Raw genomic sequence first — 12,995 nt, 5'->3', positions numbered from 1 at the left:
TCACTTGGGTCCGACGGGTGTGTCAGGGGAGGTGTCGTCGGGGTTTGTTTGTGGTTCGGGCCGCCTGCTGTGGTGGGACTGGCCACGGTAGAGCAGGCTGTTTTGATATTGCTCTGTGCTGAAGCGGGCGAGCACGCCGATGGCGGCGGCCACGGGGACGGCGACGAGCATCCCTACAAAACCGAAAAGCGTGCCGAAGGCGGTCAGCGAGAAGATCAACCAGACAGGGTGCAGGCCAATGGAGGAGCCGACGAGGTTGGGGGTCAGGATATTGCCCTCGAAGAACTGGCCCACGGCGAAGATCGCGACCACGGCGGCGATCCACTGCCATTCGCCCCAGAACTGGAAGAGCGCCAGCCCGATGGAAAGAGCGCCGCCCACCAGCGCGCCGACATAGGGAATGAAGGTCAACGCACCCGCGATTGCGCCCGCGACGAGGCCGAAATTGAGGCCAACGAGCATGAGGGCAACGGCGTAAAACGTGCCGAGGATGAGGCAGACAGTGCCTTGCCCGCGGATGAAGGAGGCCAGCGTGCGGTCGATGTCGCCCGCCAGCTTGCGGATCACCGGCGCATGATCGCGCGGCAAAAGCCCGTCGATCTTTGCAACCATTCGGTCCCAGTCCATCAGCAGGTAGAAGGTGATCACGGGCACGAGGACGACGAGCATAAGCACGTTGAACAGGCTCATGGCCGAGCCGAGCGCGGTTTGCAAAAGCTCGCCGCCGCGTGACTGGATGGTGTCGCCGATCTTGAGTAGGGTCTGGCGGATCTGGCTGGTTTCGTCGAGCAGATCGGGGAAGCGCTCGGTCAGAAAGCTTTGAAGACGTTGGAAAAGTTCGGGTGCTGTGGCCACGAGATCGGTCGCCTGTCGCACCAAGGTGGGGACGATAGCGAGCATGGCAACGACGAAAAGGACAGCGGCGGCGGCGGTGATGAGGATCGTGGCGCCGATACGCGACATGCCCCATGTCTCAAGCCGGTCGGCAACGGGGTCGAGCATATAGGCGACCGCCATGGCCAGCACGAAGGGGAGAATCACATCGCCAAGGATATAGAGCGCGCCGAGGAACACGGCTGCGGTGACGCCCCAGTATTTGACTTGGTCGCGGACTGGCAGTGCCATGTTGCCCCTCTCATGTTTCCCTAACATATCGCCCGTTCGGACGGGGGTTTCAAGGCCGCGCGTCACCTGCGGGTGAATTGATCAAGGCACGATTAGCTCGCGTGCGGCTAGAGAGGCTAGCGGGCGTGGGGGTGCCTATGAGGCTTCGGCAAGCAGAGGTTCGTCGGGTGCTTGCGTATATGTGGCCGTCCCCGCATCCGTGACGAAGATGGCAACCATATCGCTGAGCGCCTTGGCGGAGTTGGAAAGCAGGGTGTTCGCGGCATTGGTTTGCTCGAACATGGCTGCATTCTGCTGGGTGACGCCTTCCAGCTCGGAAATCGAAGTGTTGACGTCGGAGAGCTGGTTGGCCTGTGCTTCCATCGCGGTGGCCGAGGAGGACAGCCGCGTGGCGATCAGGTCGATTGAGGTCTTGATCCCGCCGAGCGCCTGACCCGTGCGGTCGACGAGATTTGCGCCATCCGAAATCTGCTGCGTCGAGCGGTCGATCAACTGGTTGATCTCGCGGGCCGCATCGGAAGAGCGTTGCGCCAGAGCGCGCACTTCGGAGGCGACAACGGCAAAGCCGCGTCCCGCCTCGCCCGCGCGTGCCGCCTCGACACCCGCGTTGAGTGCGAGAAGGTTGGTTTGGAAGGCGATGTCGTCGATCACGGTGGTGATCTTGTTGATCTCGCGTGATCCGTCTTCGATTCCGCGCATGGCGGTGACTGCCTGTTCCATGATCTCCGATCCTTCGGCGGCCTCACGCGATGTGGTTTCGGCAAGTTTGCGTGCGTCCGAACTGTCCTCGACGACCGAGGCGAGGGAGGTGTTCAGCTCCTTCACCGACTCGGCGATATTGGCCAGAGCGGCGGACTGGCGTTCGGTGCGCGTGGCCAGATCGTTGGCGGAGGCGGCAATCTCGCCCGATTGCGTTTGCATGGCCGCCGATTGCGCGCGGACCTCGGCCATGGTGGCACCAAGGCGTTCGGCGGTCTCGTTGAAAAGCGTGCGCAGGCTCTCGTAGTCAGGATGCAGGTTTTCGGTGATACGGGTGCTGAGATCGCCCGAGGACAGCTGGTCGAGGTGGACCGAGAAAATATCGAGCAGGTTTTTGAGCGCCTCATCGTGCAGGGCGCGTTTTTCCTCCTCGCGAGCGCGGGCCTCGGCGCGTTCCTGCTGTGCTTCTTCGTTCTCACGCAGGGCGCTTTGCGCTGTGCGTTGGGCCTCGGCGGCGCGCGCGGAGGCGGTTTGGGCCTCGGCAAGAGCGGCCTCGGCACGGGCTTTCTCGTGGCGGGCGTCTTCAAGTGCCGCGCGCACTTCCTCTGTGGCCTTCTGCGCCTGAACTTTTTGTTCTTCCACTATGGCGTTAAGTTGGTGCCGCTTATGGATCATGTAGCCCAATACGGCGGTTTCCATGACTACGATCAGCGCATGAACCGACGTGCGCATGATGTTGAAACCCAACTCGCCAGAGGGGTAGACCAGTGCGGGCATGGCGAAGGTGAGGACGAGGTGGTGAATGGCAATCGTGCCCGCTGCCGCCAGAAGCGGGCGGATGCCCGACATCAGCACGATCATCGCGAGAGCGGCGAAATAGAGCATATGGCTGTCGATTTGCATCGGGTGGCCGAGCAGCGATGCGTTGAAGACAATCGTCGTGCCGACGAGAGCCTGCGCGGTGACGATCCGCGAGGCGCGTGGCGCGAGCCGTGGCGCGAGAAGGCCGATCACGGCAAAGACGGCGCCGCCAGCGCTTGCCAGCATGGCGTTGCCGCCTGTGGCGGTCACAAAAGCCGCGATAGCACATGCCATCGCCGCGTTAACCAATCCAAGGTAGCGCGTCGCATCCGCGCGCGACTGCTCGAAGGTTTCTGGGGTGTCAGGCATTGTCTACTCCACAAATTGCGGCAATCAGGGCGCCATCCAGAAGCGTCCAGACGCCGTGCGACCTCAGGTCGGCCCGCGTGTCATCGGGGTCGGGGAGCACCAGCGCGCCGAAAGGCGCACGCAGCGGGGCAATCTCGCGCAGGCCTGCATCGACCAGAACGGCATCCATGTTGTTCCACGGCGCAATCACGGCCAGTGCGGGGCCGTCGCGATAGGGCGCGCTCAGCACGGCAAGAGGCGCCATGGCCAGACAGGCCAGCACAACGCTGGCGATTATCACGCGGTCTTTCACGGACATTGGCCCCCGATTCCTTTGTTCTGTGACCTGATCTAAAGGTGAATTCTTTCGATCTGCTTAAGGGGGCGTCCTGTGGCCCCGTCTTGTACGCGCGCGCGCGATGGCATAGACGGGACGAAATGTTCACCGCTGCGAGGCTTCCCGATGCGTCTTTCGCGCTATTTTCTTCCCGTTCTCAAAGAAACCCCATCCGAGGCGCAGATCGTCTCACACCGTTTGATGTTGCGTGCGGGCATGATCCGTCAGCAGGCCGCGGGCATCTATTCGTGGCTCCCGCTGGGCTACAAGGTGCTGAAAAACGTCGAGCGTATCGTTCATGAAGAGCAGCAGCGTGCGGGCCACATCCCGATGCTGATGCCCACGCTGCAATCGGCGGACCTGTGGCGTGAAAGCGGACGGTATGACGACTACGGCGAGGAGATGCTGCGCATTACCGACCGTCATGGCCGCGACATGCTCTATGGCCCGACGAACGAGGAGATGATCACCGACATCTTCCGGTCCTACGTCAAGTCCTACAAAGACCTGCCCATGACGCTCTACCACGTACAGTGGAAGTTCCGCGACGAGATCCGTCCGCGCTTCGGCGTGATGCGCGGGCGCGAATTCCTGATGAAGGACGGGTATAACTTCGACCTGTCCTATGAGGACGCGATGCATGCCTATAACCGCCATCTGGTGAGCTACCTGCGCACCTACGAGCGGATGGGGCTGCAAGCGATCCCGATGCGCGCGGATTCGGGACCGATTGGTGGTGACGACACGCACGAGTTCCTTGTTCTGGCCGAAACGGGCGAGAGCGAAGTGTTCTACGACAGCGAGATCACCGATCTGAGCTTTGGCGACCGCGAAGTGGACTTCGATAGCGTGGAGCAATGTCAAGCGGTGCTGGACGAGTTTACCTCCCGCTACGCGCGCACCGACGAGACCCATGACGAGGCGGAGTTCGCTAAGGTGCCCGCCGAGCGTCAACGCCGCGCGCGCGGGATCGAAGTCGGTCAGATTTTCTACTTCGGCACGAAGTATTCCGAGGCCATGGGCGCGACGGTTCAGGGGCCCGATGGCAAGCCTGTGCCCGTCCACATGGGCAGTCACGGCATCGGTGTCTCGCGCCTTCTCGGTGCGATCATCGAGGCCAGCCACGACGAGAACGGCATCATCTGGCCCGAAGGGGTTACACCGTTCCACGTCGGCATCGTCAACCTCAAGCAGGGTGACGATGAGGCGGATGCGGCTTGCGAGGCGCTCTATAAGTCCTTCGAGGCGCTCGGCCTTGAGCCGCTCTATGACGATCGCAAGGAGCGGGCAGGGGGCAAGTTCGCGACGATGGACCTCATCGGTCTGCCGTGGCGGATCACGGTGGGGCCGCGCGGGCTCAAGAACGGCGTGGTCGAAGTGACCAGCCGCCGCACGGGCGAGAGCGAGGAGCTACCGCCCGAAGAGGCCGTGGCAAAGATCGCGAAGATTTACGCCGAGCTTTAAGCCGCCCGCTTTGCTCGACTGAAAGTCAGGTCATTGACCTTGAAAGCCCGTTGGTGATCCAGCGGGCTTTTTCGTTACCTGTGCTGCGGGCCTTCACCTTTCCTCAATGTTTGCCGTGGCACGATGTGGGCGCCCGCCGCGCGAGATTCCGCCATGTCTCGCGTGGTTTCATTGAAGCTCCCCCGCCTCTTGCGTTAGGTTTTTGTCGAAGGCCCGCGTCAGACGGGCAGGAGGCAGAGAATACGCAATGATCGTCAAAACGCTCACTCTTGTCGGTGGGCTCCTCGGAGCCGCCACCGTGTCGCAATACCCCGAGTTTACCCAACAATACCTGCAACGTCTGGGCGGGCAGGTCGAGGCGCTCGATACTGTGATTGCCGATTTTGATCGCTCGGCGGAGCGTGCCGAGATGACGCGCGAGGAGGCACTGGCATCCTTGGGCGGGTCGGTGTTTCTGGAGAACCGCCGCAGTGACATGCGCCGCACCATCGCGCGCCATGAGAAACTGACCGAGGATCTGGCCGAACTTCGCGCGGCCTCCCCGATGGAGCGCCTGACCATGCCGCATCGTGTCGCTGATACCGAGACCGCGCGCGCCACGTGGGATGATTTTGTGCCTGCCATGCCAATCTCGGTCGAGGGCGGGATTTCGGCGCTCGCTGGATTTCTGGGGGGTTACGGGGTGGTTGCCGCACTCCTGCATTTCCTTACATGGCCCTTCCGCCGCGGGCGTCGTCGCAAAGCCAAACTCCAGTTCTGACGCCGCGCGACCAAGGCGCTTTTTTCCCGCACACACTTGCTGCGCGCATGCAAGTGGCCTGTCCGTGGATGCAGAAGTCGCGCGCTTGACCTTCCTGCGCGCGCGTCCCACCTTGCGGGCCAAGTTGAGTTTGGTATACCAACAAGGTTCACAGGGAGGACACTATGGCCAAGGCATTGATAACATGGGGTGGTTGGGACGGACATGAGCCTGACAAGGTGGCCGCATTGTGCCGCGAAATTCTGGAGGCCGAAGGGGTCTCCTGCGAGGTTGTCGACCATCTGGACTGTTTCGCCGATCAGGCGGCACTCGAAGAGCTGGACCTGATCGTGCCGATCTGGACCATGAGCACGATCGAGAAGGATTACGTCGTCAATGTCTCCGAGGCCGTCGCGCGCGGAACGGGGCTTGCGGGCGTGCATGGCGGCATGTGCGACGCCTTTCGAGATCAAGTCCTGTGGCAGTTCATGACGGGTGCAAACTGGGTCAGCCACCCAGGTGGTGACGGGGTGAAATACACGGTCAACATTGCCAATTCCTCCTCGCCGCTCAACGCGGGGATCAAGGATTTCGAGGTCGAGAGCGAGCAGTATTACCTGCACACCGATCCCGCCAACGAGGTTCTCGCCACGACCCGTTTCCCGACCGTGACTTGGTATCACACGCCCAACGGCGCGGTGGACATGCCCGTGGCGTGGACTCGTCGCTGGGGCATCGGGCGGGTCTATTACAATGCACTCGGCCACCATGCCGACGTGATTGACCACGGGCCTGCGCGCGAGATGATCCGTCGCGGTTTGCTCTGGGCGATGGAAGGGCGAGCAGCGGCGAAGGCGGCAGGGGAGTCCCATGCCGATTATGCCTCTGATCTGAACAACTACTGATCCCCTGATTTGGTGGATCGCGTGACGGGGCGGCCTGACGGGTCGCCCTTTCTACATCGCGCGGCTGCACGCCTGCGTGAGCCGCAGCCCTGACCCGCCTGCGCAGCCTTGACCTTTCGGCGCGCGCAAGGGAGTGTCGGGCAGCTTAACAATTGCGAGTGCACAAGCCACATGGCCAACCCCGAACAAGGCGCAGAAACTGGCGCGACCCGCCCCTTTTCCCGCTTCGAGTGGATGATCGCATGGCGCTACCTGCGCGCGCGCCGCGAAGAGGGCGGCGTGTCGGTGATGACGTGGATTTCCTTTATCGGCATCACGCTGGCCGTGGCGGCGCTCATCATCACGCTGGCCGTGCGCACGGGATTTCGCAGCGAATTCGTCGATACGATCCTTGGCTCCAACGCGCATGTGACAGTCTATTCTTCTGTTTACATTGATGAAAATGGACAAACCGCCCGCGACATTCCGAGCTATGAGGAATGGCGGGACGCCATTGCCGCAATCCCTGGTGTGACCCGTGCCGCGCCCTTGGTGCGTGGTCAGGTCATGGCCTCCCATAGTGGCTCCAACGCAGGCGTCGAGGTCTACGGCATCTCCGAGGCCGACCTGATGACCATTCCCCGCGTGGCGCAGACACCCGACGAGGCGTGGGGCGATATTTCGCGCTTCTCCGAAGGCATCGCCATCGGTTCGGGCGTGGCGCGGGAACTGGGCGTCATGGTGGGTGACAGGCTCAAACTGATCTCGCCTGACGGGGCCAAAACGGCCTTTGGCACCAGCCCGCGCGTGTCGTCTTTCGAGGTGGTCTATATCTTCACCGCGGGGCGCTATGATATCGACAAAACAAGAGCTTACCTCCCGTTCGAGGAGGCGCAGCGCTACTTCAATTCCGAAGGTGCCGCCGACGAGATCGAGGTCATGGTCGAAGATCCCGAAGCGGTCGATGACCTTGCCATGCCGCTCTATGAGGCGGTCGGGGATCGCGCGGTTCTTTGGACGTGGCGGCAGTCGGCGGGGAATTTCCTGCGGGCGCTCGATATCGAGGACAACGTGATGTTCGTGATCCTCTCGGTTCTGGTGCTGATCGCTTCGATGAATATCGTCTCGGGGCTGATCATGCTGGTCAAGAACAAGGGCCGCGACATCGGCATCCTGCGCACCATCGGATTGAGCCAAGCCTCTGTAATGCGGGTGTTTTTCATCTGTGGTGCGGTGACGGGCGTGATGGGGACGCTGTGCGGTGTGGCCTTGGGATCGCTGTTTTCGCTCAACATCGACAGCATCATGGCCTTCGTCAATTATCTCAACGGTGGCGGGGCGTGGGATCCGAGCATCCGCGGCATCTATGCGCTGCCTGCGGAGTTGCGATTTATTGATGTATTTAAAGCGGTTAGCCTGTCCTTGGGTCTGTCGTTCATCGTGACCATTTTCCCTGCGCGACGGGCGGCGCGGATGAACCCTGTGGAGGCGCTGCGCTATGAGTGACATGTTGCATCTGGACGGCGTGACGAAGGTCTACAACTCTGGAAAACACAACGAAGTCAACGTCTTGCGCGGGGTGGATCTCGCGGTGGCCAAGGGCGAGGTCGTGGGGCTGATCGCACCTTCGGGGGCGGGGAAGTCGACGCTCTTGCATATCGCGGGGACACTGGACGTGGCAACGCGCGGCTCGGTGAAGATCGACGGCGTGGAAGTCACTGATTTATCGGACAAAAAACGGACTGTCCTGCGCAGGCAAGGCGTTGGGTTCATCTACCAGTTCCACCACCTTCTGCCCGAATTTACCGCCCTTGAGAACGTGGTCCTGCCGCAACTGGTCGATGGGGTCTCCGCGCGGGATGCGGAGTCTAGAGCATTGAAATTGCTGGAGAAAGTCGGGATGAAGGCGCGGGCGGATCACCGTCCTGCGGCGCTTTCGGGCGGGGAGCAGCAACGGGTTGCCTTCTGCCGTGCGCTGGCCAATCGCCCCGCTTTGCTGCTTGCTGACGAGCCTACGGGCAACCTTGACCCCGCAACTTCTGATATTGTTTTCAATGGCTTAATGGATGTTGTGCGCGACGAGGGCCTAAGTGCGCTCATTGCCACGCACAACATGGAACTGGCCGCGAAGATGGATCGCGTGGTGCGTCTGGACCAAGGGCGGATCGTGGCCGCTTAAACGGTGTCGGCTATCCGTCGGACTTGTGTCGGACATCTGTCGGGCACGTGTCGGGCAGCGCGTGGCCGAGACAGGACGCAGCCCTGCCGCGTCCCATGCCCGAAATCACGTGGCTCACATCAGTCGGTTTGCTTTTCTGTGGGGTCTGCCACGGGCGCGGCGGCCTCTTGGCTCGCGCGTACCTGCGGCGTGTGCAGCGGATCATCCGATTCCGCCAAAGCCGGCGAGGCCATCAAGGCAGCGAGGGTGAGGGCGAGGGAATTGAAGAAATTCTGCATGAGGGCGTCTCCCTTTTCTTATGACTGTTTTGAATAAGGGGGCGCCCGCCCGCACTTCCAAGGTGACGCGCGGGGATGTGAGGAGGGGTGACGATTGCGTGATCGCAGGTCAGTCGTCGGCGGAGGTGTCGGATTCGGGAGACGTGCGGAAAAAGGCGGCGTAACCGCTCGCGATCAGGGCGAGACCCGCGACGATCAGAGGCACGGCGATCACCCCGAAATCCTCGTCGCTCAATTCCCACGGCATCCGTAGCGGGCAGTTGGCGCTGCCCGTGGGGGAGAAGCCGCAGGCATAGCCTTGCAGACCGACATACCACGCCAGCGCGGCGAGGAAGGCGAGAAGGCAGAGAATAAAGAGAATGCGCATGGGGGCAGCGTAATGCGGCCTGTGGCGCGGGGCAATGGGGCGCGGGAGTTAACCCCGCACTGCCGTTGCGGGGGGAGATGGTCGGGATTTTCGGATATTTATGAACAGGTGAAGGGGGCGTGGCGGCACTGCTTTTGCATCCGCATTAAGACCCTACCAAGGGCCGCTGGCTGATTTGGAGATAGCATTCCTGTAGCCAGTGCTGTGAGGCCCCGCTTCGGCGGGGTCTTTGCTTTTGGGGGCGTTGTGCCGGGATTGTGCGTGGGAACTCTGCCAGAGTGATTTGCGGCGCAAATCACGAAAGCCTGCATTCGGTCGGCTTTCGCGCTGTCACTGGCAGCACGGCTCACCATCATCTACCAAGGGAGGACGCTTACACGCCCACCCTTGTGGTTCGGGCTAGGCTTCAGGCAGCATTGCCTTGCAATCATTTCCTCGGAACGTGGTTCCCACGATCTTTCCATTCTGCAACATGAAAGTTGTTTCGCAAGACATTGCCACAGCGGAGGGCGCCGAGCCGCCATAAGAGTTAGTGTAGGCCGTATTGCCTATCATTGTGGTGGTGTAGGTCGGTGCAGTTCCTGGAATTATCACTGTTCGATTAGATTGGTATTTGAGATATTTTACGCCGCCAGTTTGATAAACCGAATCTGGGATGCCCCACTGCGCTACCAATTGGCTTTCAGGGGCACCTTTCCAACCGTCAACAAGAGCCTGATAACCTTCGACAGTTGGCATACAAGCTGCAAGGGAAAGTAACGATACAATTGGGATAATTATCTGACGCATTTTCTACTCCATTTTTACACATCGACATCTTCAACAAACCGCGCGTTCTCTTGGATATACTGGAAGCGCAGTTCGGGCTTTTTGCCCATCAGCCGCTCGACCAGATCGCCTGTTTCACCAGGTTCGTCTTCGTCGATTGTCACGCGGATCAGTTTGCGGGTTTTGGGGTCCATCGTGGTTTCTTTCAGATCTTTGGCGTCCATCTCGCCAAGACCTTTGAAGCGGCTCACGTCGATTTTTCCTTTGCCGCCAAGACCTTTTTCCAGCCACGCGTCACGCTCGGCTTCGTCAAGGCAGTAGACCCGTTTCGCGCCCTGCGTCAGGCGGTAGAGCGGCGGGCAGGCGAGGTAGAGGTGGCCTTGGTCGATCAGCGGCCGCATCTGGATGAAGAAGAAGGTCATGAGCAGCGAGGCGATATGCGCGCCGTCCACGTCCGCATCGGTCATGATGATGATCTTGTCATAGCGCAGATCGTCGATGTTGAAGCGCGTGCCCATGCCTGTGCCGAGGGCTTCGCACAGGTCGTTGATCTCGTTGTTTGACGAGAGCTTGTTGGAGGCTGCGCCGAGGACGTTGAGGACTTTCCCGCGCAGGGGCAGGAGGGCTTGGGTCTCGCGTTTGCGCGCGCCCTTGGCCGAGCCGCCCGCAGAGTCGCCCTCGACGATGAAGAGTTCTGTGCCGCTGCGGTCTTTCGACGTGCAGTCGGTGAGTTTGCCAGGCAGGCGGAGTTTCTTGGTCGCGGATTTGCGTTGTGTCTCTTTTTCCTGACGGCGGCGCAGGCGCTCTTCGGCGCGCAGCACGAGGAAGTCGAGGATGGCGCCTGCGGCTTTGGTGTCGGCGGCGAGCCAGTTGTCGAAGTGGTCGCGCACGGAGTTCTCGACGAGGCGCGCGGCCTCGGAGGTGGCGAGGCGGTCCTTGGTTTGGCCCACGAATTCGGGTTCGCGGATGAAGCAGGACACGAGTGCGCAGCCGCCTGTCACGAGGTCGTCGCGGTTGATGTCCTTGGCCTTGCGGTTGCCGACGAGTTCGCCGTAAGCGCGGACGCCTTTGAGGATCGCGGCCCAGAAGCCCTGCTCATGGGTGCCGCCCTCGGGGGTGGGCACGGTGTTACAGTAGGACTGGATGTAGCCGTCGCGGGCAGGGGTCCAGTTGATTGCCCATTCGACTTTGCCCGGCACGCCGAAGCGGGACTGGAAGTCGACGGTGCCCGAGAAGGGTTTGTCGGCGTAGGTGGCGGAGCTTCCGAGCGTTTCGGTGAGGTAGTCGGCCAGACCGCCAGGGAAGTGGAAGGTGGCCTCGGTGGGTGTCTCGCCATCGTCGATCTCGGATTTCCAGCGGATTTCGACGCCAGAGAAGAGGTAGGCTTTGGAGCGGGCGAGTGTGAAGAGGCGCTTGGGTTTGAACTTGAGCGCACCGAAGATTTCGGCGTCAGCGTGGAAGGTGACGGAGGTGCCGCGGCGGTTGGGGGCGGCGCCGATCTTGGCAATCGGACCCTGCGGGATGCCGCGGGCGAAGGTCTGCTCGAAAAGCTCTTTGTTCTTGGCGACTTGGACGGTGAGGCGGTCGGAGAGGGCGTTGACCACCGAGGAGCCCACGCCGTGCAGCCCGCCCGATGTGGCGTAGGCGTCGCCCGAAAATTTGCCGCCCGCGTGGAGCGTGCAGAAGATCACTTCGAGTGCGGATTTGTCGGGGAATTTCGGGTGCGGGTCGATCGGGATGCCGCGCCCGTTATCGGTGACGGTGATGGAGTGATCGGCGTGCAGGGTCAGCTCGATACGGTTGGCGTGGCCCGCAACGGCCTCGTCCATCGAGTTGTCGAGGATTTCGGCCACGAGGTGATGGAGCGCGCGCTCGTCGGTACCGCCGATATACATGCCCGGTCGCTTGCGCACGGGTTCCAGCCCTTCGAGGATTTCGATGGAGGAGGCGTCGTAGGAGGTGTCGTTTCCTGCAAGGAGATCGTCGGACATGGTGGCGCTTTCGCTCGATTCTTGGGGTTTGCTCGTTGGCCTAGGATTAGACCATTCGAGCGGAGCGGGCGCAAGGTGTTGTGGGGTGCGCGGGGCGGCGGCGCGTGTGGGTCAGAACTTGTAGCGCATCCCGACCACGAAATACTGCGCCCCGCCGCTGGTGTTGTTGAAGATGGAGTTGGGGCCGAACATATCCGAGCCGCCCGAACGGTGTGCCAGACGGAAGACAAGCTCCTGGTTCGGGGTGTCGGGCAGCGAGAAGGTCATCTCGGGCGAGAGGTAGTGAAGCAGGCGGGAGCCTTCGCCGTTGCCTGAGCGGTCGACTTCCCAATCGGAAATGCTCGGCGTGTAGCTCAGGCCCGTGGAGACGCCGACGGAGGTTTTGACCCATCGGCCCCACGGGAAGAGATGCCAGCGGGCGTAGAGCGCGCCCCATGTCTCAAACTCGGTTTGCGTGCCAAAACGTTTGGCCAGCCCGATTTCCCCTTCCAGCGAGATCACCTCGCCGACGCGGTGATGGCCGAAGGTCAGCAAACGGCGGGATAGGGCGCCGCCAATGTAATAGCTTTCCTCCCATTCCCACTCGGAGAAGGGGATGCGGGGGATAAAGCCGAATTCGCCTTGGGTAAAGTCGGCCACGCCAATGAGCTGCGCCATTGTCGTTGTGACCTGTTTGCCGCCCATGATCGTCCACGAACAATTGCCGTCACAGGCGCCCCACGGCTTTTCGGCGTGCAGGAAGAAGCCGCGCTCGGTGTCGCTGCTTTGTGCTGCGCTTGGGGTGGCGATGACAACGCTTACGATTGCCGCGCACATCAGGGTCATGAGGATGCGCAGGGCGGCTCGGAGATCGGAAGCGTCGAGCATGGGATGTGTCCTTATATGGTCAAACGTTCATGCCGCGAGGGGCGTGGGAGCAACAACGGGAAGAGGTTGGGGCGCAACATTTTTTCGCGGTCTGTGGCGGGTTGGTTGCACTATGCGTCGTGCTTGGCGGTCCTAGGGGCAGTTTCCG

The 12,995-nt window shown here is 61.6% G+C and carries 13 protein-coding genes; 5 read left to right on the top strand and 8 right to left on the bottom strand.

What is annotated here, in order from left to right; genetic code table 11:
- The 3 genes from ACN0SC_RS12260 to ACN0SC_RS12250 all read right to left on the bottom strand — a co-directional run bounded on the left by ACN0SC_RS12260 (window position 1) and on the right by ACN0SC_RS12250 (window position 3,292).
- A complete protein-coding gene (locus ACN0SC_RS12260) occupies window positions 1–1,125 on the bottom strand; it encodes an AI-2E family transporter (protein WP_417249965.1) in 1,125 nt (374 codons plus the stop codon).
- Window positions 1,126–1,260: 135 nt separating this feature from the next.
- Entirely contained in the window at window positions 1,261–2,994 is a 1,734-nt protein-coding gene (locus ACN0SC_RS12255) for a methyl-accepting chemotaxis protein (RefSeq protein ID WP_417249964.1), read from the bottom strand.
- Entirely contained in the window at window positions 2,987–3,292 is a 306-nt protein-coding gene (locus tag ACN0SC_RS12250) for a hypothetical protein (protein ID WP_417249963.1), read from the bottom strand. Before ACN0SC_RS12250 ends, ACN0SC_RS12255 begins: the two co-directional genes overlap by 8 nt.
- A gap of 144 nt (window positions 3,293–3,436) precedes the next feature.
- On the opposite strand from ACN0SC_RS12250, the gene proS reads away from it, so the two are divergent.
- From proS to ACN0SC_RS12225, 5 genes are all read left to right on the top strand, one after another.
- Window positions 3,437–4,774, top strand: a complete 1,338-nt coding sequence (proS, locus tag ACN0SC_RS12245; RefSeq protein ID WP_417249962.1) for a proline--tRNA ligase — start codon at window positions 3,437–3,439, stop codon at window positions 4,772–4,774.
- 247 nt (window positions 4,775–5,021) lie between these two features.
- Complete coding sequence (locus ACN0SC_RS12240) at window positions 5,022–5,534, top strand: DUF2937 family protein (protein ID WP_417249961.1); 513 nt, start codon at window positions 5,022–5,024, stop codon at window positions 5,532–5,534.
- A gap of 164 nt (window positions 5,535–5,698) precedes the next feature.
- On the top strand, window positions 5,699–6,418 hold the full coding sequence (locus ACN0SC_RS12235; protein WP_417249960.1) for a ThuA domain-containing protein: 720 nt from the start codon (window positions 5,699–5,701) through the stop codon (window positions 6,416–6,418).
- Window positions 6,419–6,589: 171 nt separating this feature from the next.
- Window positions 6,590–7,903 carry a lipoprotein-releasing ABC transporter permease subunit gene (locus ACN0SC_RS12230; protein ID WP_417249959.1) on the top strand — a complete coding sequence of 438 codons (1,314 nt, stop codon included), beginning with the start codon at window positions 6,590–6,592 and terminating at the stop codon, window positions 7,901–7,903.
- The gene (locus tag ACN0SC_RS12225) at window positions 7,896–8,576 is read left to right on the top strand and encodes an ABC transporter ATP-binding protein (RefSeq protein ID WP_417249958.1); all 681 of its coding nucleotides are present in this window, start codon (window positions 7,896–7,898) and stop codon (window positions 8,574–8,576) included. The genes ACN0SC_RS12230 and ACN0SC_RS12225 overlap by 8 nt, the downstream gene beginning before the upstream one ends.
- Window positions 8,577–8,695: 119 nt before the next feature.
- Here ACN0SC_RS12225 and ACN0SC_RS12220 read toward each other — a convergent pair whose 3' ends face one another.
- The 5 genes from ACN0SC_RS12220 to ACN0SC_RS12200 all read right to left on the bottom strand — a co-directional run bounded on the left by ACN0SC_RS12220 (window position 8,696) and on the right by ACN0SC_RS12200 (window position 12,847).
- Window positions 8,696–8,854: a hypothetical protein gene (locus tag ACN0SC_RS12220; RefSeq protein WP_417249957.1), complete on the bottom strand. Its 159-nt coding sequence runs from the start codon at window positions 8,852–8,854 to the stop codon at window positions 8,696–8,698.
- Window positions 8,855–8,963: 109 nt separating this feature from the next.
- Window positions 8,964–9,221, bottom strand: coding sequence for a hypothetical protein (locus ACN0SC_RS12215; RefSeq protein WP_417249956.1), 258 nt, complete (start codon window positions 9,219–9,221; stop codon window positions 8,964–8,966).
- A gap of 399 nt (window positions 9,222–9,620) precedes the next feature.
- Window positions 9,621–10,010 carry a hypothetical protein gene (locus tag ACN0SC_RS12210; RefSeq protein WP_417249955.1) on the bottom strand — a complete coding sequence of 130 codons (390 nt, stop codon included), beginning with the start codon at window positions 10,008–10,010 and terminating at the stop codon, window positions 9,621–9,623.
- A 14-nt stretch (window positions 10,011–10,024) separates the two neighbouring features.
- Window positions 10,025–11,980 (bottom strand): DNA topoisomerase IV subunit B, encoded by a 1,956-nt coding sequence (gene parE, locus ACN0SC_RS12205; RefSeq protein ID WP_417249954.1) that lies wholly within the window; start codon window positions 11,978–11,980, stop codon window positions 10,025–10,027.
- 111 nt (window positions 11,981–12,091) lie between these two features.
- Window positions 12,092–12,847 (bottom strand): hypothetical protein, encoded by a 756-nt coding sequence (locus tag ACN0SC_RS12200; protein WP_417249953.1) that lies wholly within the window; start codon window positions 12,845–12,847, stop codon window positions 12,092–12,094.
- Window positions 12,848–12,995: the final 148 nt, after the last annotated feature.

It is taken from the genome of Celeribacter sp. (assembly GCF_048261515.1).
Lineage (GTDB): Bacteria > Pseudomonadota > Alphaproteobacteria > Rhodobacterales > Rhodobacteraceae > Celeribacter.
The sequence above is the reverse complement of the archived record's forward strand: the minus strand, read 5'-3'. Positions and strand labels throughout refer to the sequence as shown.